Here is a 26,852-nt window from a genome sequence, read left to right as displayed (position 1 = left end):
TCTATATCGCGGGGTGGAGCAGCCCGGTAGCTCGTCAGGCTCATAACCTGAAGGTCGCGGGCTCAAATCCCGCCCCCGCAACCAAGGTCCAAGTATAAAAAACAAAAATCACCCAACATATCAAAATATATAAAATCACTAAAAGCAATTGAATTGATATGAATGATATAAAAAAAGAAAAAATCCTCCAAGTTCTCGAAACTCTTTATATTCCCGAAAGTCAAAAAAATATTGTCGATATGAATCTCGTATCTGAAATTTTTATCGGTCAAAAAAAGGTGTATTTTTCAATAACGGTACCGATGCATCCTGCTAAAAATCTTGAACCTTTGCGTTTAAAGGCTCAAGAACTTGTCATTGCTTTACCAGAAATAAAAGATGCTATTGTTACTCATACATCAGACCAAAAAATAAATAAAAAAACAGTATATAACCCAAAACCTCTTCCAGGAGTTTGTTCAGTTATCGCTGAAGCATCTGGGAAAGGCGGCGTAGGAAAATCTACTACAGCAGCTAATTTGGCATTAGCATTACAAAACCTGGATTTAAAGCTTGCTATTCTTGATGCTGATATTTATGGACCATCTTTACCAAGACTCCTCAATATTCAGGGAAAACCAGAAATATTAGAAACAGCTTTTGATTGTATGAGCATGTGAAATGAAAGATTTAGAAAAATTAAAAAAGGGGATTATTAATTTTCTTTAATCAAAAGTATATAATAATCTTACGGGTGTGCAGATGGAAATCCGTGACGTTCTGAGATTGCATTAAGGATCTTTTCTTTATCTGCAATAAAAGAATGTCCCAAGTGAACATTGGTTGTCCAAGTCGACGATGATCCATCTGCTAACACTAGGATAGGAAGAGATTGATTTTCTTCGCCAACGAGTTCAATAATTGAAAGCCGTGGGTATGTCCATGGTATTCGCTCGACATCAATTTTTAATGCAGCTTCAGGAAAGGAAGCCAGTACTCCTTCTAGAAGTGCGCAATGCCAGCAATAAAAGATTTGGCCTGGATATTTAGGGTCTTCAAAACCTGGCTGAATTAGAAACAATTTATCTCTTTTCATCTTCATTATATTATCTCCGTTTGAAGTGAAATTGTATTCTGGTTTTCTTTGGACCAAGTAAACCTGAGTGAGCGGTTTCGCTAAGGGCAATAAAAAATGCAATTAAAGACGGAAATAAACAAATACTTACAATCATATTAAAGTCTAGAAATTTTGAAAATAATGAAAATAAAATTCCATTTAACGCAATACCGCCGTAGGTACAGCATTGAAAAATCCCTGAGAATTTTCCAGTCAGGTTCTCTCTTACAGATGAGGTCATGTATGCTTGCACAGAAACGGCAAAAACTTGCCCTGTTCCCAACATGAGGCTGCTGCTCGCAACCGCTAGTATAAACCCATAATCTAAGGACATAGCGAATAATGAGAATGTGATAAATCCAGCTGTTAATGTCATCAATTTCAAGGCACCTATACGTTGATAGGCCGGTTTTACGCATAATGCTCCGATCAAGCCAAAAATGCCGTTTATGATAACCATGGTTGAAAGAGTTGATTGATTAACAACATGGTCGGTTGTTGACCGCACAGCAGGATAAATATTAATAATACCTGCACCGAGATTCAAGAAAAAAACAGCAATAAAGGTTCTGTAAAGAGGTTTTAGATCAGAAAAATTTACGCCGGCTTTTGTGGCTTTTTTAGGAAGCTTAGTTCTGAAAGAGATTCTGTTTCGCACGAATATCAATACGGAAGCAGAAACGATAAAGGTAATCGAGTTTAAAACTAGAACGTTAGCGATACTAAGACTGGCCATCAGAAAAGATCCAGTTGCCATACCGATAATGTAAGTCGTCCAATCTATATTACTGATGTTGCGTAGCTCTGTCACCAGTTTTTCTGGCTGAGTGACACTTCTCAGAAAAGAAATTTGAGCTGACATAAAAATAGGTTGGCTCAGGCTCAGCATAGCAATAATTATATAGGTAAGAAGTGAATTGATCGCTCCTACAAAGAGTAGCGGCATCATAGCTATAGCCCGTATCAAATCAATGCTGATCATCAACAATAAGCGATCCGATCGATCAGCAAGAGGTGAAAGGAATAGGCTTCCAAGGATAATCGGTGCGAAGATTACCGCAACGCCAATACCAACGGCGCTGGTGCTATTTTGCAAAAGACTGACGATAATGCCGATGCGAAAGGCCCAATTACCGAGCTGGCTAATGAGGTAGGCAGTATACAGGAGTTTTTTTTCTAGACGATACTCTTTCATTTCAGGAGACATTTTTTTTCTGAATGAAGTTTCGTGTCGTTTCGTAGTCGGGATCTTCACCGATCTCCACTGCGATGTTTGCATGATTTAATGCCTCGGTGATCTGGCCTGTATTGAAGAGCTCAATAGCAAGATTGTTATGTGAAAGAGCATGTTTAGGCTGAAGCGCAATAGCTTGCTGATAATGAGCGATACTGTTAGAGGTCAAACCTAATTCCGAATACACAAACCCGAGATTGTTTTGTAGATCAGAGTTTTTCGGTTCGATCTCTGCTGCTTCTTGATAAACATCAAGAGCGCCTGAAAAATCACCTAGCGATATGAGAACATTTCCTGTTTCAAAAAGTGCACGCGACTCCTGTGGTTTTATTTCCAATGCACGTGTAAAATCTCCTAATGCCTTATCGTTTTCACCAAAGCGTGCCAAGAGAACACCTCGATTAATGTAAGCCTCATAGTAAGGGGGGCAAAGATCAATGGCGCGAGTATACTCCTCCAGGGCTTCTGCTTCACGGCCTTCTATTTTGGCAAGCAGGTTTCCCAGATCGTTGTAATACTCACCGTAATAAGGATCATATGAAATTGCTAGCCGAAGCTGCTTTTCTGCAAGATTATAATCTTTGACAATTTCGTAGACTTGACTGGTGTTATAGATTAAGATTGACTGATGTAATTTGAATCTGCTGTCTCCATAGATCTCAAGCATTTTCTGGTTACCCTCTGTGCAGAGATTTAGAGCTTGCGTATATTCCCCTTGTCTGGCCTTGATGTAGGCATAAGCATTTTCAGCAAAAACTTTGATGTAATGGTATTTTTCATATTCTTTAAAATCAGTTTCTATAGTTTTCAGATTTCTAAGCGCATATTGTTCTGCCCGCGGCAGATTGACTGGCATTTGATATCTGCCATAGGTCATTGACTGCGCGTAGAGAACAGTGGGTGTGTACCGGCTCTTGGGGAATTTTTGATAGAACTCGTCAAGATAAGGCACTGACACCTTTCCACATCCGAGCGAATAAAGTACAAATGCAGCGTTAATAAAAGCTGTATTTTCAGGGTCATTGCCTGTACCATGCTCCCGCAAATCGAGATCGGCAAAGATTGAAGAAAAATAGCTAAACCAGGTATCATACAATCCGATGTTTTTGAGAATTTCACCCGGTTCGGCCAACGCCTCAAGACGCTTGCGCTTGTTGCAGATATATTGGCCGTGGAGACTTATAAGCGGCGCCGTTCCAGAGTAATAATTAGCTAGGCATATCGCATGGAGACGCAGATGCTCTCTATCTTTTTCATCTGAGTTATACGTCTGATAATTCCGTATAGAAATTAAATTCTCGCTTTTACAGTTTCCGCCGATAAAATCGAGAAGCAGCGTTCGACGCTCATCTGCGGATTTTGTTGAAAGATAGAGGTCAATTAACGCTGTTGGATTAAAGTAGCCGACAACCGGGATGCCAGCCTTATCGCATTCGCTAATAGCTTGCGCACGTAAAAGATTACCTCGACTGGCAATGTAGATACGATGCCTTTTTTCAGGAGGATACGTGGTATCTAATGTTAACGCTGCGATAATCTCCTGCTCACTATATCGCCCAAAGTGTAATTCCTTTGCACCGTTGAAAAATAATGATTGCCTATAGTCCAACAACAGGAATTTAAAAGTTTCTGATCCACCGGAGAGTCGGTTTAGAACTCTAATCAAATTTTGTGCTGTAGGGGAAAGACCATCGGCACGATCAATAATTAAAATCGTACGCAAATGCCGTTCTTTGCTTACCTTAATCAAAAATTCTGACAAACCAACAAGTAGTTTGTTTTGATATTCATGATGATAAAAACGAGTTCGTTCTTCTTTGGTTGATGTGTTGGTCAGATCTTTCGGAACAGTGAATTGCGGAAGATCAATCAAAGGGTAGAGGCGCTTCAGTGTTTGCTGGTATTCTATGATAAGAGCAGGTAAGTTGTCGCTTGACCAAGCGATAGCTTGATCTATAACCTCTTGAAATCCTCCCAGATATCCTCCAGAAAACCAGTCTCCATCTGACTGAACGACTTGCCATCCAATGTTTGAGAGAGCGGAAACAGCCGTTTGTCTTTGACCTAGCCCTCGTTCTCCATAGATCACGGTGATTGTATTTTTTAATACAGCTTCATATATTTCGGGGATGATTTTTTTTTTTGAACTTGTATATCCATGGATAACTCCTCGCATGGAATAAAATTTAAGGAGGGTTATAATGTAACCCTCCTATATTTTTTAGACAGTACCACAGTAAGGTGTTGTGGTGCGAATTGAGTGTTTTAGAGATGCAATCTTCTTTTTCATAGTTCTGTCCTTTTTGAAACAATTAAACAATTTATGAAAGTTAACTTACAAGGTAAACATATACTATAAGTATAATATATATCAATATGTATTTGAAAATACATAGAAAATAATAATAAAAATTTAGGTAATACATGATATCTGAGCAAGTTATATTTAATAGATATTTATTTATTGGGTGCTTTTTATTTTCGCACGAAGGAAGTCTATAAATAAAGTGGCCTATAACTGTGCAAGGCTTCTGAATGATAATAATTCTCCTTAGGAGATCATTTGATCTAAGCTCTTGGATGAATATCTAGATTTTCTGGCTATAAATTATTATAATATTATTACTTGAAAGAGAACAAAACATGAATAAAAGGAAAGAAAAATGCCTATAAAATCTTTCGCATATGCAGTACAGAGTGCACAAGAGACGCTTATTTCGTATGATGTGTAACTTATGGCTGTGCATGCTGGTAGCTTCGATTTCATCTTGAACACTATTCCAGTTGCTCATGATGCCGATTCTTATATGAAGTTGCTAAAGCGTGATGGCACAATGGTGATTCTTGGTGCTATTGAAGCAATGAAAGCTGTTAATGGTATGACAATGATTTTGCTTCGTCGTAGTCTTGTAGGATTATTAATTGGAGGTATTCCTGAAACACAATAAATGCTTGATTTCTGCGGTAAGCATAATATCACTTGTGATATTGAAAAGATTGGTATAAAAGGTATTGATATGGCTTATGATCGTACAGTCAAAGGTCAGGTAAAATACCGATTTCTACACGCTATCAGACACAACTTAAACTAAGAATCATAAAGGGTTACTATCGCATAACTTAGATTTTTTATAATCCTCATGTCGTCAAAATCCTTCCTAATTGATCTTCTTAGAAACAATTTTAATAAAGAAGTTGTACTTGAATAAGCTGTTTTTAGCCCAGTATTTTTCGTTATAAGTGTTTCAATTGTTTGTTTTTCTAGCTTATTAAATGGGGGGTATATCTTTTTTCTTGTAATTAACATTTTTTAATGTTGTTGTCTTTTTAGAAAATTCTAATTTAAGTTATATAAAAAATATCAATAATTTATTATTATATGTTTGATTGATCAAAGTGAAACAATTTTTTTAATAAAGTGCGTACGAAGGAAGAACATGTTAAATCTTTCGCAATTTATTGATCATAAAAAAATATTGATAAAGCTATTGGTTTATATATTTATAGCTTCTTCTTTTGGTTGTGACAACAAAGAACAGAATATAAAAAAGGATGATTATTTAGTTTATGTGCAAAAGGTTAAAAGTGAATCGTATAGCCAGAAAATATCGTTAACCGGAGAAATTCGTGCACGCGTTCAAAGTCAACTGTCTTTTTCTGTTACTGGGAGGATTATTGAACGGTTAGTTGATATAGGTTCTCATGTTAACGTTGGAGATGTATTGGCAAGATTAAATTCTGTGCAACAGGTTTCTGAGGTAGCTTCTGCTGAAGCCGGTGTAAAAGCTTCTGAGGCTCAGCTTTTAAAAGAAAGTTTGCTGTTTAAACGACAACAGCAATTATTAGTTAATGGGTCAATCACGCGCAGTGAATATGATCAATCGGAAGCTCAATTTGAAAGTGCAAAAAGCAATAACAAGATAGCTATTGCTAACCTTGAGGAAGCAAGAAAAAATGTTTCTGATACTGTATTGCGCGCTATAAATAATGGATTAATTACTGCTCGAAATGCAGAAGTAGGGGAAGTCGTTCAACCTGCCCAATCAATTTTTACATTAGCTCATGATGGTCCTCGGGATGTTGTATTTCAATTGCAGGAATCACTGATTGGCACCTATAGATATAGAGTAAACGAAAAAGTCCAAATTTCTTTAATAGAAAATCCTCAATTAAAAGTAGATGGATATATCAGAGAAGTTTCACCAATAGTAGAAATAAAAACAGGTGGAGTCAGGATAAAAGTAGCTATAGATAAGTTTCCTTTTTATGTAAAGCTTGGTGATCCAGTAATTGTAACTGTAAATCTGTCTCCGATAAAAGTCATTAAGATACCTTGGAAAGCAATAGATTATGTTAATGAGAAACCAGCAGTATGGATTGTTGATCCTAAAACGAGAGCTATAAGTTTAATGCCTATAGTTGTATCATCGTATGATAATAATGATGTTCTTGTTTCAGGTAATCTAAAAGAGGGACAGCTCGTTGTTGTTGAAGGAGTGCAATTTCTGCAATCAGGACAGGTTGTATCTTTTACGGAGAAGAAATCGTGACTCGTTACACCTTTCTTATGATTTATTTTTTAATTGCTTTTATATCTTCGTGTTCTAATGAAGAAGGTAATGAAAAGCCTAAACCTAGAAAGGTTATGACTGTTGTTGCAGGAGCTTATTCTGAGAGAAGTATTGATTTTTCAGGTATTGTTGAACCTAATATAAAGTCACGTCTCAGTTTTCCTTTGGAAGGGCGATTGATTAGTCGTAAAGTTGATGTAGGAGACAGAGTAACATTAGGGGAAGAGTTAGCTTCTATTGAAGCCTTAGAGATGGAATTAAAGCTGAGATCAGCAAAAGAAAGTCTTATCAAAGCTAAAGCAAACGCTAATAATGCTTTTAATATGGCTCTTAGAATAGAGAAGTTATTCAAAATAGGAGTTGTATCCCAATCAGTTTTTGATAAATCTCAACAAGATAAAGTGACTATGCAATCTGAAGTTATGAAAGCTGAAGCAGCTTTAACTAACATCAGAGAACAACTTTCGTTTACTAAACTTTTTTCTCCTTTTGATGGAGTTGTTATTAATGTTTCTGCTGAAGTTGATCAAAATGTTATGCCTGGGCAAGAAATTGTAACTGTTGCAAAACAGCAATTTCGGGATGCTGTTGTTGATGTTCCCATAACGTTAAGTGATATAGCCATTGGTACCGAATTCAGTGTTAGTTTGCAAACCAATCCTTCTTTTTCCATTAAAGGTCAATTAAGAAAAATTGCACCAGAAGTTGATTCCCTTACAAGGAATATTCGTTTCTATATTGCAATTGATAACGCACCTTTGGATTTTAAGATTGGAACTTTAATTATAGCTAAGGTTTTTTCTGATTCTTCTTTGCAGGGCATTCAGCTTCCAATTTCTGCACTTTTAAAGAAGGATGATAAAAATTTTGTTTGGATTATTAAAGACTCGATTGTCAAAGCACTTCCTGTGGAAATCAGTTCATATCAAGGCAGCAGTTTTATTGTTAATTCTGGAATTTCATACGGAACTAAGGTGGTAGTTGCTGGTGTTAATTCCTTGATTGAAGGACAGAAAGTTAATGTAGATCAGGAGATACGAGAATGAAAAAATTTAATATTTCTTCTTGGGTGCTCGAACATCGTTCTCTCTTTATCTACTTTATGATTATTTTTTTTATTACAGGAGCTAAGTCTTATAATAATCTCGGACGTGAGGAAGATCCATCATTTACTATAAAAATAATGGCAATTTCTGCACAATGGCCAGGTGCATCTATTGAAGATACCTTGAAACAGGTTACAGAAAGGATTGAGCGTAAATTAGAAGAATTAGATGTTTTAAAAAATACCCGTTCTTTGACAAAAGCAGGAGGAACTGTTGTTTTTGTAGAACTTAAGCCTAATGTAAAACCATCTAATGTACAAAATTATTGGTTTAAAATACGTAATATGATAGGGGATATTCGACATGAATTTCCTCCAGGGGTTCTTGATCCTGTTTTTAATGATCAATATGGTGATGTTTTTGGCAATATTTATGCTTTTACAGGAGATGGGTTAAGTGAAAGGCAGTTGCGTGATTACGTTGAGGTTGTACGTAATGATATTTTGCGTATAAAAGATATTGGTAAGGTAGAAATAATAGGTGCACGTGACGAGGTAATCTTTCTAGAATTTTCTTCTCGTAAGCTTGCTTTACTTGGGCTTGATAAGCAAATATTGATATCAACGATTCAAAAACAGAATGCTGTAACTCCGTTATCTTTCATGGAAATAGGCCCAGAACGTATTGCAATACGTGTATCTGGGAAGTTTTCTTCTGAAGAAAGCTTACGTAATATTAATTTAAATATTAATAATCAATTTTTCCGATTAACGGATATTGCTCAAATTTCTCGTGGATATACGGATCCTCCTTCTTCTCTTTTTCGATTTGGTGGCCGTCCAGCTATTGCATTGGCTATTAGTGCAAAGGCAGGAGCTAACCAGATTGTTTTAGGTAAAATTATTAAAGACTCTATGAGAAAAATTGAAGAATCAAAGCTACCCATTGGGGTTAACTTCCATCTTATTGCTAATCAATCTCAAGTTATAGAAGATGCAGATGCTAAATTTACCAGATCATTATTTGAAGCGGTAATAATTGTGCTCATAATTTCTTTTTTTAGTCTTGGTTTAAGAGCCGGTTTGGTTGTAGCATTTTCTATACCCTTAACACTTTCTATTACATTTGTAATAATGGATTATTTTGGCATTACACTACAACGCATCTCATTAGGGGCATTAATTATTGCATTGGGTTTACTTGTAGATGATGCCATGATTGCAGTTGAAATGATGATAGCTCGAATGGAAGCAGGTGATAAATTACATAAAGCAGTTGCGCATATGTATAATTCTACAGCTTTTTCTATGTTAACTGGTACGTTGGTGACTGTAGCAGGTTTTATCCCTATCAGTTTTAATGACTCTGCGGCTGGAGAATTTACGTTTAGTCTCTTTTTTGTTTTAGCGGTGTCATTATTGTTGTCATGGGCGGTTGCGGTGGTATTTACTCCATTATTAGGAGTGATATTCCTTCCTGAAACCATAAAAAATCACCATCGCAATAAAACATTTTTTCATATAATTTTTTCCCGTATTGTTGAATTATCCATTCGTCATTGTTACCTGACTATAGGTGTTACGATAGTTATTTTTTTAGGGTCATTGTTTTGTTTTCAGTTTGTCCAGAATCAGTTTTTTCCTGCTACAGAAAGAAAGGAATTAATTATTGACTGGACTTTGCCACAAAATTCTTCAATATCTGAGACAGAAAAACAAATTTCTCGTCTAGAGCATGAAAAGCTTGAAGGAAATCCAGACATAGAGATCTATTATAGTTATATTGGTCGTGGTGGAGTACGGTTTGTATTGTCTTTCGATACAAAATTTAACAGTTCTTATGTTGGACAAACAATTATAATTCCTAAAACCTTAGAAGCGCGTGATCGTTTAAAACGAGAATTAGATAATTACTTGAAGAAAGATTTTTTTTCTAGTGATGTATTTGTGAAATTATTAGATGTAGGGCCTCCTTCTGGCCGGCCTATAGTGTATAGAATTTCTGGAGAAAATGTTGATTTATTGCGTAAATTAGCGAGAAACTTATCAAATATAATATCAAGGAATCCTCATATTGGTAAAGTGGTTTATGATTGGATGGAGCCTGAGCGTGTTGTCGAAGTAGATATCTTACAGGATAAGGCACGATTGTTAAATATTACTTCTTCGGATGTCTCTGATGCTATAAATAATATTACAACTGGTAAAATCATTACAAAAGTTAGTGATGATATTTATTTAATTGATGTCAATGTGCGTTCTGTAAAAAGTGAACGTATTACCCTTGATACTTTAAAAGACCTTCAATTATCTACTCCAACAGGTGAGCCTGTGGCATTAGGATCTATTGCTAATATTAAATATGGAGTTGAGCCAATATCTATATGGCGTCGTAACCGTATTCCCACTATATCCATTTCAGCCGGAGTTATAGATTCAACATTGCCAGATACTATCTTAAAGCAGATAGGAGAAGAAGTAAAAACTTTTCAGAACAAATTACCTTCAGGCTTTACCTTAGAGGTTGGTGGAGTAGGTGAATCTAGTAAAGAAAGCCAAGAACCTATAATAAGAGTTGTTCCATGGATGTTAATTATTATGGTAACGATTCTGATGATTCAATTAGAGAGCTTCTCACAGTTATTTTTAGTTTTTTCGGTAGCTCCTTTAGCTATTATAGGTGTTGTTATTGCATTGTTGCTTTTTGGAAAGCCTCTCGGTTTTGTAGCTATTTTAGGAATTTTGGCACTTATAGGTATTTTAATTCGTAATTCAGTCATTCTTGTAGTTCAGATTGAAAAACTTCGTTCTCAGGGAGTAAATCCCTGGGTAGCTGTACGTGAAGCTGTAGAACACCGTGTGAGGCCAATTTTTCTAACTGCTGCTGCTGCTAGTTTAGGTTTGCTACCTATTACGCGTGATATTTTTTGGATGCCTATGGCTTACGCTATGATAGGTGGAATAATATCAGGAACATTGTTAACATTAACATTTTTCCCTGCTTTGTATGTGGTGTTGTTTCGTATTAAACCGTTTGATCAGAATGATGAATTAACAAAATAAATATCTTTAATATTATTATATCCTCATTCGAAGGAGCTTAATGGATAAGGTTTAGAATGATCTTTGTGTCTATCTTTATTAAAGAGTAAGAATAATTTTACCGATATGGTTAGAAGTCTCAAGAATTCTGTGTGCATCAACAACTTGCTCTATAGGCAGAACAGTAGATATGATGGGTTTAATGTATTCATAATCTAAAAGAGGCCAAACATTTTTTAACAATTCATCACGGATATTTTTTTTCTCAAGAGCAGATCGACGACGCATAGTAGAACCTGTTATGGTAAGTTGTTTAAGCATAATAGGCATTAAATCTAAATTATTGATCATTCTACCCCCTAAAAAAGAGATAAATATAAGATATCCATTCTTAGAAAGCAAACTTACATGTCTGCTTAAATATTCAGCGCCTATCATATCAAGAATAATATTGACACCTCGCTGATTAGTTTCTTTGGATACAACATCATAGAAATCTTCGATACGATAGTTAATAGCACGTTTTGCACCAAGTTCTATACATGCAGAACATTTCTCTTCTGATCCTGCGGTAGCATAGATTTCAGCTCCAAAAGCTGAGGCTAATTGAATTGCAGATACTCCTATTCCACTTGTTCCTCCATGAATGAGAATATTTTGTCCTGGTTTCAATTTTGCAATTTGGAAAAGATTTGCCCACACAGTAAAAAAAGTTTCAGGTAAACTTGCTGCTTTAACTGAATCATGTCCAATCGGGAAACGTAGAATTTGGCTTTCTGGAACCGCACAATATTCAGCGTAACCACCACCATTGGTGAGAGCACATACTTTATCTCCGATTTTATAGTCATAGACGTCACTTCCTATACTTACAATTTCACCAGCCACTTCAAGTCCTAATATAGGACTAGAGTTTTTAGGAGCAGGATATTCTCCTTTTCGCTGGAAAATATCTGGTCTATTAATTCCTGCAGCATGAACTTTGATAAGGACTTCTTCTTGATTTGGTTGAGGTAAAGGACCGGTGGTAATAAACATGACTTCTGGTGGTCCAGATTCTGAAAGGTTAACGTAACGCATTTTTTTAGGAAGATGCATGTTTGAATCTCCTCAGAGATGATAGATTAAGGTTAATATTAAATAACATGATAGCAATCAGTATAGAGTTTTTTGTGAGAGTATTTACTCTATTATAATTAACGTAAGAAAAGGAGCTATATAGCTGAATTTTTTGATAAAAAAGCATCTTCTCTTTTAGAGAATAACTCTTGTTATATTAATAGGAATTCTTAGATATACTTTTAGACCGTGAGTATGTTTTTGAAAGTAAAACTTTTAAAGATTTATTGTTTGAGCTTGTTTTGTTTGAAATATTTTATTCAGGGTTTATTTTAGTGATTGTATCATGATAGTTGTGTAAGGTTTACATGAATATTGATTGAGATTGAGTTTTTAATAGCCTGAACCAACTTAGATCTTGAAAAAGTACCAAGGGAAATAGAAAAATCAATGGCAACAAATATAAAAGGTAATGAAGCAACTGAAATTGACAACGAAGTCGATACAGAGAATCCGATTCTTGATTTTTCTGATGATGCCGTAAAAAAAATGATTAAACTCGCAAAACAGCGTGGTTATGTAACAATAGATGAGTTAAATGCCGTTCTTCCTTCTGATGAAGTAAACTCTGAGCAAATTGAAGATACAATGGTGATATTATCTGAGATGGGTATCAGTGTTATTGAGGATGAAGATGCAGAAGAAACGTCAGGGGAAGATGCATTAGAAGTAAGTGGTAATGGTTCTGTTTTAGCAATTCAGAAGCGAAAGGATTCTTCTGATCGTATTGATGATCCTGTTCGGATGTATTTGCGAGAGATGGGAGCTGTAGAGCTATTATCACGTGAAGGCGAAATTGCAATAGCTAAGCGTATTGAAGCAGGTCGTGAAACAATGATCGCTGGTTTATGTGAAAGTCCTCTTACATTTCAGGCACTCATTATCTGGAGAGATGAATTAAACGAAGGTTCTACTTTATTAAGAGAAGTTATAGATCTTGAGGCAACTTATGCTGGCCCGGAAGCCAAAGTGGCTCCACAATTTCAAAACATAGATGATATTGAAAATGATCGCCGTGTTGTTGGAGAGAAAGAAAATATTCTTAAAAATCGTGCAAATGATGATGACGATATAACCAATGTCGGTGGTGAGGGAATAATCTTGGATGATGATGAGGAGGAGGAGGAAGATACCAATCTTTCTCTTTCTGCTATAGAAGCTGAATTGCGTCCACAGATTATGATTACTCTTGATCAAATTGCTGATACTTATAGGTATTTATGTGAACTTCAAGACGAGCAATCTAAGGATAAAAATAGTGAAGTTTCATTTTTACAAAAACATAAAGAATTGAAAAATGAATTAATAAGAGCAGTCAAATCACTTTCTCTTCATCAAAATCGTATTGATATATTAGTTGAACAACTTTACGATATCTCAAAAAGGCTTATGTATAATGAAGGTAATCTCTTAAGATTAGCTGAGTCTTATGGTATTGTCCGGGAAGTTTTTTTAAAAAATTATCAAGGTTTTGAACTCGATAAAGACTGGATAGATTACATAGAAAAATTTTCTGATAATAAATGGAAATATTTTGTTAATAGTGAAAGAGAATCTATAAAGAGAATAAGAAATGAAATTCAAGGATTGGCCTCTGAGACGGGTATATCAATATCTGAGTTTCGTTGTATCGTTTCTATGGTTAAGAAGGGTGAACGTGAGGCAAATATTGCCAAAAAAGAAATGGTTGAGGCCAATTTACGTCTTGTTATATGTGTTGCTAAAAAATATTCAAATCGAGGATTGCAATTTCTTGACCTCATTCAAGAAGGTAATATTGGTCTCATGAAGGCTGTTGATAAGTTTGAATATAAGCGTGGATATAAATTTTCAACTTATGCAATGTGGTGGATCAGGCAAGCTGTTACCCGTGCTATAGCAGATCATTCTCGTACAATCAGAATTCCTGTGCATATGATTGAAACCATAAATAAAATTGTTCGAACTTCTCGTCAAATGTTAAATGAAATTGGTCGTGAACCAACACCTGATGAATTGGCAGAAAAGCTTATAATGCCATTGGAAAAAGTTCGTAAGGTTCTTAAAATTGCCAAGGAGCCAATTTCTTTAGAAACACCTGTAGGTGATGAAGAGGATTCGCATCTTGGTGATTTTATAGAAGATAAAAATGCCATTTCTCCAATAGATGCAGCTATTCAATCTAATTTACGAGAAACCACTACTTTAGTTCTTGCTTCTTTGACACCAAGAGAAGAGAGGGTGTTGCGTATGCGTTTTGGTATTGGAATGAATACTGATCATACTCTTGAAGAGGTTGGACAGCAGTTTTCTGTTACGCGTGAACGGATTCGTCAAATTGAAGCAAAAGCACTTCGTAAGCTTAAGCATCCTAGTCGTTCAAAGAAGTTGAGGAGCTTTTTAGATAGTTAATATAATAAATATTAAGTCTTAATAGCTCAAGGTTTTTTATAGAAAATCTCTTTTAAAAAGAATAACTTGAGCTTGGCTAATAATAAGACTTCTAGTCAATATCAAAAGTGATTTGTATTGTTTTACTATAAGTAGATTGTCCAGAGCTAATTTTCATAGGTTCTCTGTCCTGAGAGGCACTGAGAGTTCTCAAGTTATAAATAGGGGGAATAGATTCATTGACCTCATGTATTTCTCGTACCTTGATAAGATGAGCTCCTGCTGCTTCTGTAAGAAGTTTTGCCTTGTTAACGGCAGCAGTTACTGCTTTTTTGTAGGTTTCATTTAAAATATCTGACATATTTTTATTGGTAAATTCTATGTCATAGGAAGAATTAAATCCAAGAGATATGCCAAGGTCAAGTATTTCGCCAATAGCATTCATATCATACACATTAACTTTTAGACTATGCTTTACATTATACCCCGTTATTATCCCCTTGTCATTATAAAGGGGATCAATAGAAAAATCCGTGCTTGTAATTTCTTTTTTATCAATACCTTTATTTTTTAACATTTCCAAAAATGAATTTGTGGTTTTTGTAACATGATTACTTGCTTTTATGACAGATTTTTCTTGACGGATTACTGTTAAATGTAAAATGGCAATATCAGGGCTCACGGAGCTTTCTCCTGTTCCTATAACAGTAATTGTTCGAATATTATCGGAAGTATTTTTTGAGAAAGCAGGTTCTATTTTTACAATAACAAGAAATATTAAAAGAGCTGTGATAAGTGATAATTTATTATTTAATCGCATATAAACTTGTCCTTATCAAAAAGTAAGTAGTATTAACTTCATAAATTAAAATATAAGCATTAAAAATCTTGAAACAAGTGACTTGCTCTCAAACAGGAATTAAGTTATTAATTAATGATAATGTTAGATCTAGATGTATTTATTTTAGAGCTTTTAGTGGGCCTGTAGCTCAAAGGTTAGAGCCGGCGGCTCATAACCGCTTGGTTGGGGGTTCGAGTCCCTCCGGGCCCACCATTTTACGATAACTTATAAGATAAACATGTGATGTCTATGTAAAAAATAAGGCATTTGTGACTTTGTATCGTAGAGAAATTATCTTCTCTAAGTGAGTATAGAGCCTTTAAAGAATTTTTATTAACTTAAGGGTTAGTATCTTTATGAGGTTGGTTATCTGTAGACAATTCTATTGATTCAATTTTTGAAGCACGTTTTATTAATTTTTCTGAAGAAGTTAATATCAGGCTGATATCTTTTTGAAGATGCACAAAATGTTCTTGTAGTTTATGTGTTTGCTTATCCATAAGCAAGATATCTTCAATAAGGTTGGTCACTTCGATTTGAATAAGACTTGCCTGTTCACGCATTCGATAGTCACGTAGAAGAATTTGGATCACTTGAATTGATAGCATCAATATCGAGGGTGATACGATAATAACTCTTGCGCGATAGGCTGTTTGAATTAGTTTTTCAAAATTTTCATGGATTTCAGCAAATATTGATTCTGACGGTACGAACATAAATGCTATGTCTTGGGTTTCTCCTGGTATTAAATATTTTTTAGAAATATCCCGGATATGGGTTTCAATATCTCGACGAAATTTTGTTTTTGATATATTTTCACCTGTTTCACGCATGGCATTCCATGCCTCTAATGGGAATTTTGCATCAATTACCAAAGTTGGTGCATTATTTGGCATTTTTACTGTACAATCTGGGCGTGATCCGTTAGAAAGAGTAGGCTGAAATGTGTAAGTTCCTATAGGTAAAGCATCAATGATGATGTTTTCCATGCGGGATTGTCCAAATGCACCTCTTGTTTGTTTGTTTGAGAGAATTGTTTGTAAGCTGACAATGTCTTTTGCTAAATTTTGAATATTATTTTGTGCTACATCAATGATTGCTAAACGCTCTTGAAGTCTACGAAGGTTTTCATTTGTTGTTTTTGTTTGTTCTACCAAAGTACTTCCCACTCGTTGTGAAAGTCCTTCGAGGTGTTGGCTGAAAGTTTGTGTAAACTCTGAATCTCTTTTTCCAAATACTTCTATTATTGTGGAAAGACGTCCTTGCATTTCGGCTTGGAATTGAGCGATGAGTTCTAATATTCTAGTTTCAGAGTCTTTTTCTTGTATGCTTTCTTTGTTCTGTTCCTTCCGAACGAAATGCATTACTTTAATAAAAGATAGAGATAAAATTAATAAAAATATTCCAATAAGTATAAATATTTCAAAGGATACTGTCACAAATTTAATTCCTAGATTTTTAAAATTTATAGAAGTTTTGGAGAGTTTGGGTTATTTAAGACATTGATTTTGTAAATTGATATATGCTCTTAATAAGAGTTGTTATTAATAGAGAGTAAATTATATTTTTTAACTTCGAGTGTACAGTAAATAGGAAACCATGACAATTAAACCACTTGTGATTTTTCCGGATTCCCTTTTGCGTCAGGTTTCTAAGCCAGTAGAAAAAATTGATGCTGAATTTAGGAAACTAGTTGATGATATGTTGGAAACCATGTATGCCGCTCCTGGTATTGGATTGGCGGCTGTTCAAGTAGGAGTTCTATATAGGTTTTTTGTTATGGATATAGAAAAAGGAAATAAATTAAAAAATCCGATGGTGTTTATAAATCCAGAGATAATCTCTTTGTCAGATAAACGTTCTGTTTATGAGGAAGGATGCCTTTCAATTCCTGAGTATTCTGCTAATGTAGAACGTCCTGCATATTTAACTATTAAATATTTTAATTATGCTGCTCAGCAGCAGATAATATATGCTGATGGATTGATGGCGACTTGCATACAACACGAAATGGATCATTTAAATGGTGTATTGTTTATAGATCATATATCTCGCTTAAAACGAGAAATGGTGATGCGAAGGTTTGCTAAATTGGCTAAACATAAAACTTGAATTTTTAAATTTAAGGGCAAGTGGCTATCATGTCTTTACGGGTTATTTTTATGGGAACGTCAGGCTTTTCTATTGCTACATTAAAGGCCTTTCTATCTTCTCGTCACGAAGTTGTGGCTATATATAGTCAACCACCGCGTCCAGGTGGTCGGCGTGGTCTTAATTTGGCTGCATCTGCGGTAAATCTTTTTGCGGATGGGATTGGCTTTAAAACATTGACACCTGCTCGTTTTGATCAGTTAGAGTGTCAACGTTTCTTGTCTTTTAACGCTGATGTTGCTATTGTCGTGTCATATGGATTGATACTACCTGAAATTGTTTTAACAGGAACTAAGTTTGGTTGTTATAATGGACATGCTTCAATATTACCGCGTTGGCGTGGTGCTGCACCTATACAACGTGCTATTATGGCTGGCGATAAAGAAACCGGAATAGCGATTATGAAGATGGATAAGAAATTGGATACTGGTCCAGTAGTATTAGTAAAAAAGATTCCTATAGGCATTGATACGACTTCTGGTATGTTAAAAGATTCATTGGGTCTTCTTTGTGCTGAGGCTATGTTAGAAGTAATGACGATGCTTGAAGAGAATAAATTGGATTTTGTTTCTCAAAAAAATGAAGGCGTTATTTATGCTCCTAAAATTTCTAAAGATGAAACGCGTGTAGATTTTTCAAAATCTGCTTATGATGTTCATAATCATATTAGAGGTCTTTCTCCTTCCCCTGGTGCATGGTTGGAAATGTTGATAGGAAATAAAATGTGTCGTATTAAAGTTCTTGCTTCTAGATTGGGGAAAGGTAAAGGTAGCCCTGGTCAAGTTATTAATTATCCTCTTGAAGTAGCATGTGGGCAAGGTTCATTATCCTTAATTCGTTTGCAGAGAGCAGGAGGCACTCCTCTTGAAGTTAATGATTTTCTTCGAGGGATATCTGTTGATATTGGTACAATAATTGGTTGATGTTTCGTTATTGTTTTACAATTGAATATGATGGTAGTTATTATGTCGGCTGGCAAAGGCAGAAAAACGGTATATCAGTTCAAGGTGTTATTGAAGATGCACTTTTTGCATTAACAAAAGAAACTGTGACGGTATATGGAGCAGGTCGTACAGATTCTGGAGTACATGCTCTAGGACAAGTCGCTCATGTTGATTTGATTCGAGAATGGTGTTCAGAGCGACTGTGTAGTGCTATGAATGCTCATTTAAGATTTATGAATGCAGCAGTTTCTATTATTGATGTTAAATCTGTAAATAGAAATTTTGATGCACGATTTTCAGCATTACGTCGTCATTATCTTTATCGTATTATTATACGTCGTTCTCCTCTATGTCTTGAAAAAGGTCGGGCATGGTGGGTTCCAAAGAATTTAGATTATGAAGCTATGCATGAAGCTGCGCAGTTATTAGTAGGACAACATGATTTCACAACTTTTAGATCTGTTCATTGTCAGGCTATTACTCCTGTTCGTACACTTGATAGCCTTACTATAACAAGTATTGGAAATATTGTTGAGATTAAAGCTGTTGCACGAAGTTTCCTTCATCATCAAATACGTTCTTTTGTTGGTAGTTTGAAATTGGTAGGAGAAGGTAAGTGGACATCTGATAATTTGAAGAGAGCTTTAGATGCTTGTGATCGGAAAGCGTGCGGACCTGTAGCTCCTGCAGAAGGACTGTATTTTCTTCATGTTGAATATCCTGGATCAGGATAATAATTTTTCCGAGAACAATATGTAAATTTTTTGAAAGTATTAACATTTTTTAAAGATGTAAAATAGTAATAAACACTATTTTGCCAAATATTCCAGATATAAATGTGAGTAGCACAAGGAGAATAAAATGAAAGTTGAGAAAATTATTTATAAAACTTCTGCTGTTGTTACCGGTGGTCGTGATGGTCGAGGTATAAGCGATGATGGTCATTTAGATGTGTATCTTTCTACTCCTAAGGAATTAGGAGGAGAAGGTGGTTCAGGGACGAATCCAGAGCAACTTTTTGCTGTAGGGTATAGCGCTTGTTTTTTGGGAGCAATGAAATTTGTTTCTAAACGTGACAAGCTTCCACTTCCTACTGATGTGAGTGTAAGAGGTAGTGTTGGTATAGGTGAAATTCCCAATGGTTTTGGGATCGAAGTAGAGCTGCAAATTAGTTTACCTGGACTTGATCGCAATATCGCTCATAAAATAGTAGATCGTGCTCATATTGTTTGTCCGTACTCAAATGCAACGCGTGGAAATATTAACGTTCATCTGGTAATTCTTTAAACCGATGCTAATTTCAAAAAATACTTCTATAATCAATTTGTGAATGGTTATTTTAAGAACTCAAACCTCGTTTAAAAGGATAATAAGTCGTAATATCATGATTTCTGGTAATGAACATACGATTTAATTCAGTTAATAACAAAAATGACAGCTCCACTTATCATTCCTGCTCCTGATGCAGCCAAGAGTAAGCGTTCTCCTGGAATAAATGGACGTTGTTTGTTAGATAATGAAAGAGAAAGAGGAATTGTTGCCGCTGAAGAATTTCCAAACTCTCGGATTGTCTGTACAGTCTTATCATTTGGAATATCCAGATGTTTACAGACTGTATTAATAATACGGGCATTAGCTTGATGTGGAATAAAACGGTCAATGTTATTTGAGTTGAGACCAGCTTGTTGCATAGCTTTTTTAGATGATTCAACCATCATTTCTACAGCTTTGGAAAATATCATTTGTCCATTATGTACAGTCATAAGTGATTCGTAAGGTTGCATATCCTTGCTAAATGGTCGGGTACTTCCGCCTGCAGGAATTTTTATTAAGTCATACTGACTACCATCTGAAGATAATTCGATACCAAGAACTCCAACCTTTGGTTTAGATGATGGTGCTAGAATAATGGCACCGGCGGCATCTCCAAAAATAATTGCAGTATCTTTGTCGTTCATATTAATGCGTCGACTTAAGATATTCGCGGCAACTACAAGAGCTGCTGAGTTATGTGTTTTTACATAACTATCAGCTAGTACTAGCCCATATAGAAATCCTGAGCAAGCTCCTGATAAATCAATAGCTCCTGATTTTACAAGTCCAAGTTTGTGTGCAAGAAAAGGAGCTGATGGTGGTAAAAGTTGATCAGGGGTTGAGGTCGCAAGGATTGTCAGCGTAATCTCATCACTATGAATATTCGCCTCATTAAGAGCTTCTTCTGCAGCTCTTGCTGCAAGATCAGTGAGTGTATCATTGGGGGATGCCCACCATCGTGTCTGAATGCCAGTTCTGCGTTCTATCCAACCAGAATTTAGTCCTAATTGTAATTCGATATCGGAATTGTTAATACATTTTTCAGGGACAGAATGACCAAATCCGAGAATACGACTAGAAGGTTTCATCATTTAATAGTCTCTACGATATCAGCTGCTTCATTAATTGCTTCATAAGTTTGAATAAGCTCGGCTAATGTAGTACAATAAGGAGGCATTAAATAGATTATGTTCCCAAGAGGACGAATAAGAAGATTTTTTTTTCGAAAGAAAGTGCGGAGTTTTAATCCGACATCTGAAAAATAACCTTTTTTTTCGGTATTAAGATCAAGTGCAGCGATTGTTCCCATTTGTCGAACATTAATAAAACGTTGATCTGACTGGAATCGCGGCAATATTTTAGAATGCATTTTCTCTAATTCTGCAATACGCTGTATGACAGGTTCATTTTCCCAAATATTAAGATTAGCTACAGCTGCTGCACAAGCAATTGGATTGGCTGTATAGGAGCTAGAATGAAAAAACATCCGGCTCTGGTCAGGAGATACATGCGCATCGAAAATTTCAGTAGAACATAAAGTTGCAGCTAAAGGAAGCGCTCCGCCTGTAATACCTTTAGAGATACATAAGATATCTGGTGTTACATTAACATGATTACAAGCAAATATGGTTCCAGTTCTTCCCCAACCAGTCATTACTTCATCAGCAATCAAAAGCGTTCCATAATGTTGTGTAATTTTTCTAAACTCTTTTAATAAGTAAGGTGGATACATTTTCATACCACCAGCACCAAGCACTAATGGTTCAATTAAAAAAGCTGCAGCTGTGCCATTACAACAAAACTTCTCAAGCGCATCAAGAGAATCTTGTTCGTGTCCTGCAGAGGGAAAGGGTATAGTATTAACATTGAAGAGTAAAGGTTCGTAGGGTGTATTAAAAACTCCATGTGCTCCAGCTGACATTGTGCCAATTGTATCACCATGATAACCATGTTCCATAACTATAATCTGTGTACGTTTTGTACCATTATTATAAAAAAAGCCCAGGGCCATTTTTAGAGCTACCTCTACTGAAGTTGAGCCGCTATCAGAAAAGAAGACATATGAAAGGCCTGGGGGAGCAATTCTAATCAGCCCTTGAGCAAGATTTTCTGCTGGTTCGTGTGTATATTCAGAAAAGATGATCTGATCGAAGTATGTAGAAGCATTTTGAATGGCATTCATAATAGTTGGATGACGATGTCCATGTGTAATAACCCACCACGAGGAGATTGCATCGAAAATTAAAAAACCATCTTCGTCAATAAGATAGGCATCTTTTGTACTGATAATTCTCTTCCATGTTGGATGTAGGAAGTGTTGTGTAAATGGATGCCATATTGGTGACCGCTGTGGATGAAAGGATATCATGTGCTATCTTTTGTAAAAGAGGAAACATCAAAATGTTTGTGAAAGTTCTTATGAAGTGTATCAGGTGTTAGAGGAGAAATTTTTGGCAATCTTCCAAGATGGTGTACAGAGCCTATTTCAGAGATCGTTTTTTCTGTTTCTGGCTGTTCATCTCCAATAAATACAACTCCAAGTATTTTAATCTTGCGGGTACGCATCGCTTCTATTGACAATAAAGTATGATTAATAGTTCCAAGGCTTGTACGTGTACATAAAATAACAGGACATTGCCATTGAGAAAAAACATCAATAAAAAGCTTATGTCGTGTGATAGGTACAAGAAGACCGCCTGCACCCTCAATAATGAGAGGAAACTTTCCTTCAGGTGGTTGGAGAGTTTGAGGATTAATCGTTAATCCATCAATTATTGCAGATATATAAGGTGCGGCAGGGGTTTTTAGTCGCCAGGCTTCAGGTAGGATTCGTTTTAATGGGATTTTACCAAGACGATGAACAGTTTCGCTGTCAGTTTCGCTATCAAGGCCTGCCTGGATTGGTTTCCAATAGTAAGAATCCAATGCATTAGCGAGAGCAGCTGAGAAAACTGTTTTTCCGACATCTGTATCTGTTCCGGTAATAACAAGGCGTAAACTCATGAGATTATTTCTGACATTATCTGCTTCAGCTGATCAACAAAAAATTGAATTATTTCGGTATTGACGTTTAAGGTGATAGATATACGCAAGCGTGAAGTTCCAATTGGTACTGTAGGTGGACGAATAGCACGAACATCGAAACCCTCTTTTTGCATACGTTGAGCAATCTGTATTGTATAATCATTTTTACCAATAATGATAGGCTGAATTTGAGAACCACTTGAGAATCCGAAAATATTGTTAAAAAGCCTATCTGTGAAAGAAATGAGATCATGAAGTTTTTCTCGTCTCTCTGGTTCTTCTTTTACAATTTTTAATGCTTCACGAACAATTCTTGCTTCTAGTGGAGAAGGAGCTGTTGTGTAAATAAAAGGTTTGGCATAATTAATGATATAGTTACATAGTAATTTGTTGGCGCCTAGAAGAGCGCCTGATACACCAAGGGCTTTTCCACAAGTGTGAAGTACAAGAACATTCTCATGTCTGTGAAGATCTTCTGTAAAGCCATAACCATTCGCACCATAAATACCAGTAGCGTGAGCTTCATCAATGAAAAGGAAGCCATTATACTGATTGGCCAGTTTTAACAGATCATGCAAAGGCGCCTTGTCACCATCCATGGAATAGAGACTTTCTACAACAATCCAAGGAGTTCCTTTACCTCCGCGTTTGCGCCATTGGCTAATGGCGTCTTCAAAAGCATTGACGTTATTATGAGGTATAGGAATAGTTTTTGCTTTTCCTGATTGCATTCCTGCATATGCACTTGCATGGACTAAAATATCATGGAAAATAATGTCTTGTGGTTGTGGAAGTGTTGAAAGAACTGCTATATTTGCTACATATCCGCTACTGAAGTACAGTACTTTTTCTGATCCGAAAAATACAGAAGCTTCATGTTCTAACGTTTCATGTTCATGATGATTACCACGTAAGAGGCGAGAACCTCCAGCACCAATAGGAACATCTCTGTTGAGTGCATCTATTATACAGTCATTTAACCGTTTTGAGCTTGCAAGAGAAAGATAGTCATTTGAAGTAAAATCAATCCCTTTTGTTTTGGTTAATATACGTAGACGTTCTTTCTTCTCGAGCTGTTGCAGTTTTTTGTTATAAAGAACAAGTTGATTGAGTGTCATTTATGGATTCTGGAGTTATTCCAAGACGATGAAGAAGATTCATGTCTTTGTCTTCATCAGGATTTTCGGTGGTCAAAAGTTTATCTCCAACAAAAATTGAATTAGTTCCTGCAAAAAAACATAATGCTTGCATTTCATCTGACATTGCAATACGTCCTGCCGCTAAGCGTACATAGGATTTTGGCATTAAAATGCGAGTAAGAGCTATCATTCGAACGAACTCAAGATTATCAATGGGTATCGCGTTCTCTAGTTTTGAGCCTGGAATTGGAATAAGCATGTTAATAGGTACGCTTTCAGGTGGACTTTTTAAGTTAGAAAGGGTTACTAACATATCAACGCGGTCATCAACAGTTTCTCCCAGTCCAAAGATACCGCCGCAACAGATTTTAATACCTGCCTTGTTGACATTTTCAAGGGTTTCTAGCCGATCTTGAAAAGTATGTGTTGTTACAATTTCTGAATAAAATCGTTCAGAGGTATCAATATTATGATTATAGTAATCAAGCCCAGCTTCAGCTAAAATTTGCGCTTGTTCTAATGATAACATACCAAGAGTCATACATGTTTCAAGACCAAGAGCTTTTACCCCTCGTATCATAGAAACAAGTTCATCCATATCTCTTTGTTTAGGACTACGCCAAGCAGCGCCCATACAATAACGGGTAGCACCACTTTTTTTAGATAATCGTGCTTTTTCGACAGCCTGTTCAGTTTTAATGAGTTTTGAGGCTTTTATGTTCGTATTATGATATGCAGACTGGCTACAGTAGCCACAATCTTCAGGACATCCTCCATTTTTAATATTAAGTAATGTGCTAAGTTGTACGCGGTTTGAATCAAAGTTGGCCCGATAGATAGTATGAGATTGAAATAACAGATCATTAAATGGTCTTTTATAAAGAGCCCGTGCTTCTTCAGTCGTCCAAGATTTTTTTTGAGGAATATCTATAGATTGTGTTGTACTCATTGGTATTGACATTAAAGCTCCCTGTCTTAGAAAGAGATAACATGTAGAAGGTTATTTCATATAGTAAATTAAAAAATAAATAAAAAGATGTTCTTTTAATCATTTAACTTTAAGACTTTTATAAATTTAATTATCATGAATACATTTTAAATATCTCAGATATAAGGCTCTTTTTTCTGAGATTACATCAATAAGTAATAAATTGTAAACGTTTCTTAAATTTTTTCAATAATATTTTAAGCTTGATAGAAGAAAATCTTATTTAAGATAAAAAATATAAGAATGAGATCAAAACTCATTCTGTTTATTGGATTTTCGTATAAAAAAGAAATCATAAAAACGTGAAAAATAATTCAAGGTACCAAGAGGGTTCCTGCTCCGTTTTCAGTAAAAATTTCTAAGAGTATGGAGTGAGCTGTTTTGCCATTTAAAATAACGACTCCTTCTACACCAGCCTTAATAGCTTTAATAGATGTTTCAACTTTTGGAATCATTCCTTCAGAAATAGTTCCATCTTCTATAAGCAAACGAGCCTTGGATATTGATAATTTCTTGATAAGGTTTCCATCTTTATCAAGAACACCCGGAACATTAGTTAAGAATAAAAGGCGTGAAGCATTAAGTGCTCCAGCAATAGCGCCGGCAAATGTGTCAGCATTTATATTGTAAGTGTTACCATCACGTCCAGGAGCGATAGGCGCTATTACAGGAATCATTTCTGATTTCGCAAGTAAATCTAGAAGAGTTCTATCAACTTCAACAACTTCACCTACGAAACCTAAATCAACGACTTTTTGATGATTTGAAGAAGAATCTATAATATTTTTTTTAACTTTTTCTGCAAAAACCATATTACCATCTTTGCCACATAAACCGATCGCCCACTCACCAGTTCTATTAATAAGAGCTACTATTTCTTTGTTGATTGAACCAGCGAGTACCATTTCAACAATTTCTACAGTTTTTTGATCTGTAACACGTAGTCCAGATTCAAATTTTGATTCAATTCCCATTTTCTGAAGAACTGCACCTATTTGTGGTCCGCCTCCGTGGACAACAATAGGATTAACTCCTGATTGTTTTAAAAGAGCTATATCGCTGGCAAAAGCTTTTCTAAGTTCTCCTTGCTCCATGGCATGTCCGCCATATTTTACAATAATAGTTTTGTTTTCATAAAGTTGCATAAAAGGCAGCGCTTGTGCTAGCAAACGTGCTTGAATCTGACTTTCATGTTCTTCCATTTGAAACCACACTTCTCAAAACGAGTTCATTTTATCTAATAATGGTTGGATTATCATCAAAAAATGAGGAATAATAATTCCAACGGATTTTTATGTATTTACAGTTTCAATAATGGCATTTCGTAATATTTCAAGGCCTTTTCCAGTTCCAGAAGACGTGGCTAATACAAAAGGATATGAAGCTGGATGTTTAAGTATAGCTTTTTGAGTTTTTTCTAATATATCTTGAATGGAAACTTTATCAATTTTATCAATCTTTGTAAGGATAACTTGATAGGATATTGCTGCCTTGTCGAGTAAAAGGAACGTATCTTTATCATTTTTTTTAATTCCATGACGACTGTCAATTAGAAGATAAACACGTTTCAATGTTGATCGAATATAAAAATATTGAAAAATTAATTTTTTCCAAACATTAGCTTTTTCTTTTGGAGCTTCCATATAACCATACCCTGGCATGTCAACAATGGCTAATGGCGGGAATTCATTATTGTTTTCCAAGTATCCGCTTGGTATAAAGTAATTTAATTCTTGGGTACGACCTGGCACGTTTGAAGTTCTTGCTAATCCTTTTTGGTTAATCAATGCATTAATAAGAGAAGATTTTCCAACATTTGAACGACCAATAAAAGCTATCTCAGGAGGTCCTGATTGAGGGAGAAGACTTATTTCAGGAACACCTTTTAAAAAAATCCAATGTTTCTTTAAAAATATATCAGAATCTATAAACATTTTTGTAATTATGTCTTCTTTTATAAGAGAGCAAATAAAA

Annotated in this window: 24 protein-coding genes and 2 tRNA genes; 13 read left to right on the top strand and 13 right to left on the bottom strand. The window is 35.6% G+C overall.

Annotation, left to right across the window (positions count from 1 at the left end):
- The first annotated feature begins 7 nt into the window (after positions 1 to 7).
- Both B488_RS06560 and B488_RS06555 read left to right on the top strand, forming a co-directional pair.
- Positions 8 to 84, top strand: a tRNA-Met gene (locus tag B488_RS06560).
- Between the two features lie 74 nt (positions 85 to 158).
- Positions 159 to 659, top strand: a complete 501-nt coding sequence (locus tag B488_RS06555) for a P-loop NTPase (RefSeq protein ID WP_015273762.1) — start codon at positions 159 to 161, stop codon at positions 657 to 659.
- 68 nt (positions 660 to 727) lie between these two features.
- Here B488_RS06555 and B488_RS06550 read toward each other — a convergent pair whose 3' ends face one another.
- From B488_RS06550 to B488_RS06540, 3 genes are read right to left on the bottom strand one after another with little or no spacing between them, the layout of a single operon-like run.
- Positions 728 to 1,075: a DUF3088 domain-containing protein gene (locus B488_RS06550; protein ID WP_041771203.1), complete on the bottom strand. Its 348-nt coding sequence runs from the start codon at positions 1,073 to 1,075 to the stop codon at positions 728 to 730.
- A gap of 10 nt (positions 1,076 to 1,085) precedes the next feature.
- Positions 1,086 to 2,303: an MFS transporter gene (locus tag B488_RS06545; protein WP_041770824.1), complete on the bottom strand. Its 1,218-nt coding sequence runs from the start codon at positions 2,301 to 2,303 to the stop codon at positions 1,086 to 1,088.
- The gene (locus B488_RS06540) at positions 2,293 to 4,506 is read right to left on the bottom strand and encodes a tetratricopeptide repeat protein (RefSeq protein ID WP_015273759.1); all 2,214 of its coding nucleotides are present in this window, start codon (positions 4,504 to 4,506) and stop codon (positions 2,293 to 2,295) included. The genes B488_RS06545 and B488_RS06540 overlap by 11 nt, the downstream gene beginning before the upstream one ends.
- A gap of 559 nt (positions 4,507 to 5,065) precedes the next feature.
- Here B488_RS06540 and B488_RS06535 point away from each other — a divergent pair.
- The 5 genes from B488_RS06535 to B488_RS06515 all read left to right on the top strand — a co-directional run bounded on the left by B488_RS06535 (position 5,066) and on the right by B488_RS06515 (position 11,009).
- Positions 5,066 to 5,278, top strand: coding sequence for an MDR/zinc-dependent alcohol dehydrogenase-like family protein (locus B488_RS06535; RefSeq protein WP_015273758.1), 213 nt, complete (start codon positions 5,066 to 5,068; stop codon positions 5,276 to 5,278).
- Positions 5,279 to 5,422, top strand: coding sequence for a hypothetical protein (locus tag B488_RS07235; RefSeq protein ID WP_015273757.1), 144 nt, complete (start codon positions 5,279 to 5,281; stop codon positions 5,420 to 5,422). It abuts the gene before it with no gap.
- 345 nt (positions 5,423 to 5,767) lie between these two features.
- Positions 5,768 to 6,880: an efflux RND transporter periplasmic adaptor subunit gene (locus B488_RS06525; RefSeq protein ID WP_015273756.1), complete on the top strand. Its 1,113-nt coding sequence runs from the start codon at positions 5,768 to 5,770 to the stop codon at positions 6,878 to 6,880.
- The gene (locus tag B488_RS06520) at positions 6,877 to 7,947 is read left to right on the top strand and encodes an efflux RND transporter periplasmic adaptor subunit (protein ID WP_051012139.1); all 1,071 of its coding nucleotides are present in this window, start codon (positions 6,877 to 6,879) and stop codon (positions 7,945 to 7,947) included. The genes B488_RS06525 and B488_RS06520 overlap by 4 nt, the downstream gene beginning before the upstream one ends.
- Positions 7,944 to 11,009, top strand: a complete 3,066-nt coding sequence (locus B488_RS06515) for an efflux RND transporter permease subunit (protein WP_015273754.1) — start codon at positions 7,944 to 7,946, stop codon at positions 11,007 to 11,009. The genes B488_RS06520 and B488_RS06515 overlap by 4 nt, the downstream gene beginning before the upstream one ends.
- 78 nt (positions 11,010 to 11,087) lie before the next feature.
- Here the strand turns inward: B488_RS06515 and B488_RS06510 are convergent, their stop codons facing one another.
- On the bottom strand, positions 11,088 to 12,086 hold the full coding sequence (locus tag B488_RS06510) for an NAD(P)H-quinone oxidoreductase (protein ID WP_015273753.1): 999 nt from the start codon (positions 12,084 to 12,086) through the stop codon (positions 11,088 to 11,090).
- Positions 12,087 to 12,497: 411 nt separating this feature from the next.
- On the opposite strand from B488_RS06510, the gene rpoD reads away from it, so the two are divergent.
- Entirely contained in the window at positions 12,498 to 14,498 is a 2,001-nt protein-coding gene (rpoD, locus tag B488_RS06505; protein WP_015273752.1) for an RNA polymerase sigma factor RpoD, read from the top strand.
- A 91-nt stretch (positions 14,499 to 14,589) separates the two neighbouring features.
- Here rpoD and B488_RS06500 read toward each other — a convergent pair whose 3' ends face one another.
- The gene (locus tag B488_RS06500) at positions 14,590 to 15,297 is read right to left on the bottom strand and encodes an SIMPL domain-containing protein (protein ID WP_015273751.1); all 708 of its coding nucleotides are present in this window, start codon (positions 15,295 to 15,297) and stop codon (positions 14,590 to 14,592) included.
- 158 nt (positions 15,298 to 15,455) lie between these two features.
- Here B488_RS06500 and B488_RS06495 point away from each other — a divergent pair.
- Positions 15,456 to 15,531, top strand: a tRNA-Ile gene (locus B488_RS06495).
- 125 nt (positions 15,532 to 15,656) lie between these two features.
- Here B488_RS06495 and B488_RS06490 read toward each other — a convergent pair.
- A complete protein-coding gene (locus B488_RS06490) occupies positions 15,657 to 16,757 on the bottom strand; it encodes a DNA recombination protein RmuC (RefSeq protein WP_015273750.1) in 1,101 nt (366 codons plus the stop codon).
- Positions 16,758 to 16,917: 160 nt separating this feature from the next.
- On the opposite strand from B488_RS06490, the gene def reads away from it, so the two are divergent.
- From def to B488_RS06470, 4 genes are all read left to right on the top strand, one after another.
- Positions 16,918 to 17,430, top strand: a complete 513-nt coding sequence (gene def, locus B488_RS06485; RefSeq protein ID WP_015273749.1) for a peptide deformylase — start codon at positions 16,918 to 16,920, stop codon at positions 17,428 to 17,430.
- A 29-nt stretch (positions 17,431 to 17,459) separates the two neighbouring features.
- Complete coding sequence (gene fmt / locus B488_RS06480) at positions 17,460 to 18,392, top strand: methionyl-tRNA formyltransferase (RefSeq protein WP_015273748.1); 933 nt, start codon at positions 17,460 to 17,462, stop codon at positions 18,390 to 18,392.
- Positions 18,392 to 19,147, top strand: coding sequence for a tRNA pseudouridine(38-40) synthase TruA (gene truA, locus B488_RS06475; protein ID WP_015273747.1), 756 nt, complete (start codon positions 18,392 to 18,394; stop codon positions 19,145 to 19,147). Before fmt ends, truA begins: the two co-directional genes overlap by 1 nt.
- Before the next feature lie 127 nt (positions 19,148 to 19,274).
- Positions 19,275 to 19,700, top strand: a complete 426-nt coding sequence (locus B488_RS06470) for an organic hydroperoxide resistance protein (RefSeq protein ID WP_015273746.1) — start codon at positions 19,275 to 19,277, stop codon at positions 19,698 to 19,700.
- A 128-nt stretch (positions 19,701 to 19,828) separates the two neighbouring features.
- Here the strand turns inward: B488_RS06470 and B488_RS06465 are convergent, their stop codons facing one another.
- The 7 genes from B488_RS06465 to yihA all read right to left on the bottom strand — a co-directional run bounded on the left by B488_RS06465 (position 19,829) and on the right by yihA (position 26,812).
- On the bottom strand, positions 19,829 to 20,818 hold the full coding sequence (locus B488_RS06465) for a beta-ketoacyl-ACP synthase III (protein WP_015273745.1): 990 nt from the start codon (positions 20,816 to 20,818) through the stop codon (positions 19,829 to 19,831).
- Positions 20,815 to 22,095, bottom strand: a complete 1,281-nt coding sequence (locus B488_RS06460; protein ID WP_015273744.1) for an adenosylmethionine--8-amino-7-oxononanoate transaminase — start codon at positions 22,093 to 22,095, stop codon at positions 20,815 to 20,817. Before B488_RS06460 ends, B488_RS06465 begins: the two co-directional genes overlap by 4 nt.
- Entirely contained in the window at positions 22,092 to 22,730 is a 639-nt protein-coding gene (bioD, locus tag B488_RS06455) for a dethiobiotin synthase (RefSeq protein ID WP_015273743.1), read from the bottom strand. Before bioD ends, B488_RS06460 begins: the two co-directional genes overlap by 4 nt.
- The gene (locus B488_RS06450; protein WP_015273742.1) at positions 22,727 to 23,869 is read right to left on the bottom strand and encodes an 8-amino-7-oxononanoate synthase; all 1,143 of its coding nucleotides are present in this window, start codon (positions 23,867 to 23,869) and stop codon (positions 22,727 to 22,729) included. Before B488_RS06450 ends, bioD begins: the two co-directional genes overlap by 4 nt.
- Entirely contained in the window at positions 23,841 to 24,851 is a 1,011-nt protein-coding gene (gene bioB, locus B488_RS06445) for a biotin synthase BioB (protein WP_015273741.1), read from the bottom strand. The genes B488_RS06450 and bioB overlap by 29 nt, the downstream gene beginning before the upstream one ends.
- 341 nt (positions 24,852 to 25,192) lie before the next feature.
- The gene (gene argB / locus B488_RS06440) at positions 25,193 to 26,080 is read right to left on the bottom strand and encodes an acetylglutamate kinase (RefSeq protein ID WP_015273740.1); all 888 of its coding nucleotides are present in this window, start codon (positions 26,078 to 26,080) and stop codon (positions 25,193 to 25,195) included.
- Between the two features lie 90 nt (positions 26,081 to 26,170).
- Positions 26,171 to 26,812, bottom strand: coding sequence for a ribosome biogenesis GTP-binding protein YihA/YsxC (yihA, locus tag B488_RS06435; RefSeq protein WP_015273739.1), 642 nt, complete (start codon positions 26,810 to 26,812; stop codon positions 26,171 to 26,173).
- Between the last annotated feature and the right edge of the window lie 40 nt (positions 26,813 to 26,852).

Origin of the sequence: Liberibacter crescens BT-1 (assembly GCF_000325745.1) — a bacterium.
Taxonomy (GTDB): Bacteria; Pseudomonadota; Alphaproteobacteria; order Rhizobiales; family Rhizobiaceae; genus Liberibacter; species Liberibacter crescens.
This window is presented reverse-complemented; position numbering and strand designations above follow the sequence as displayed.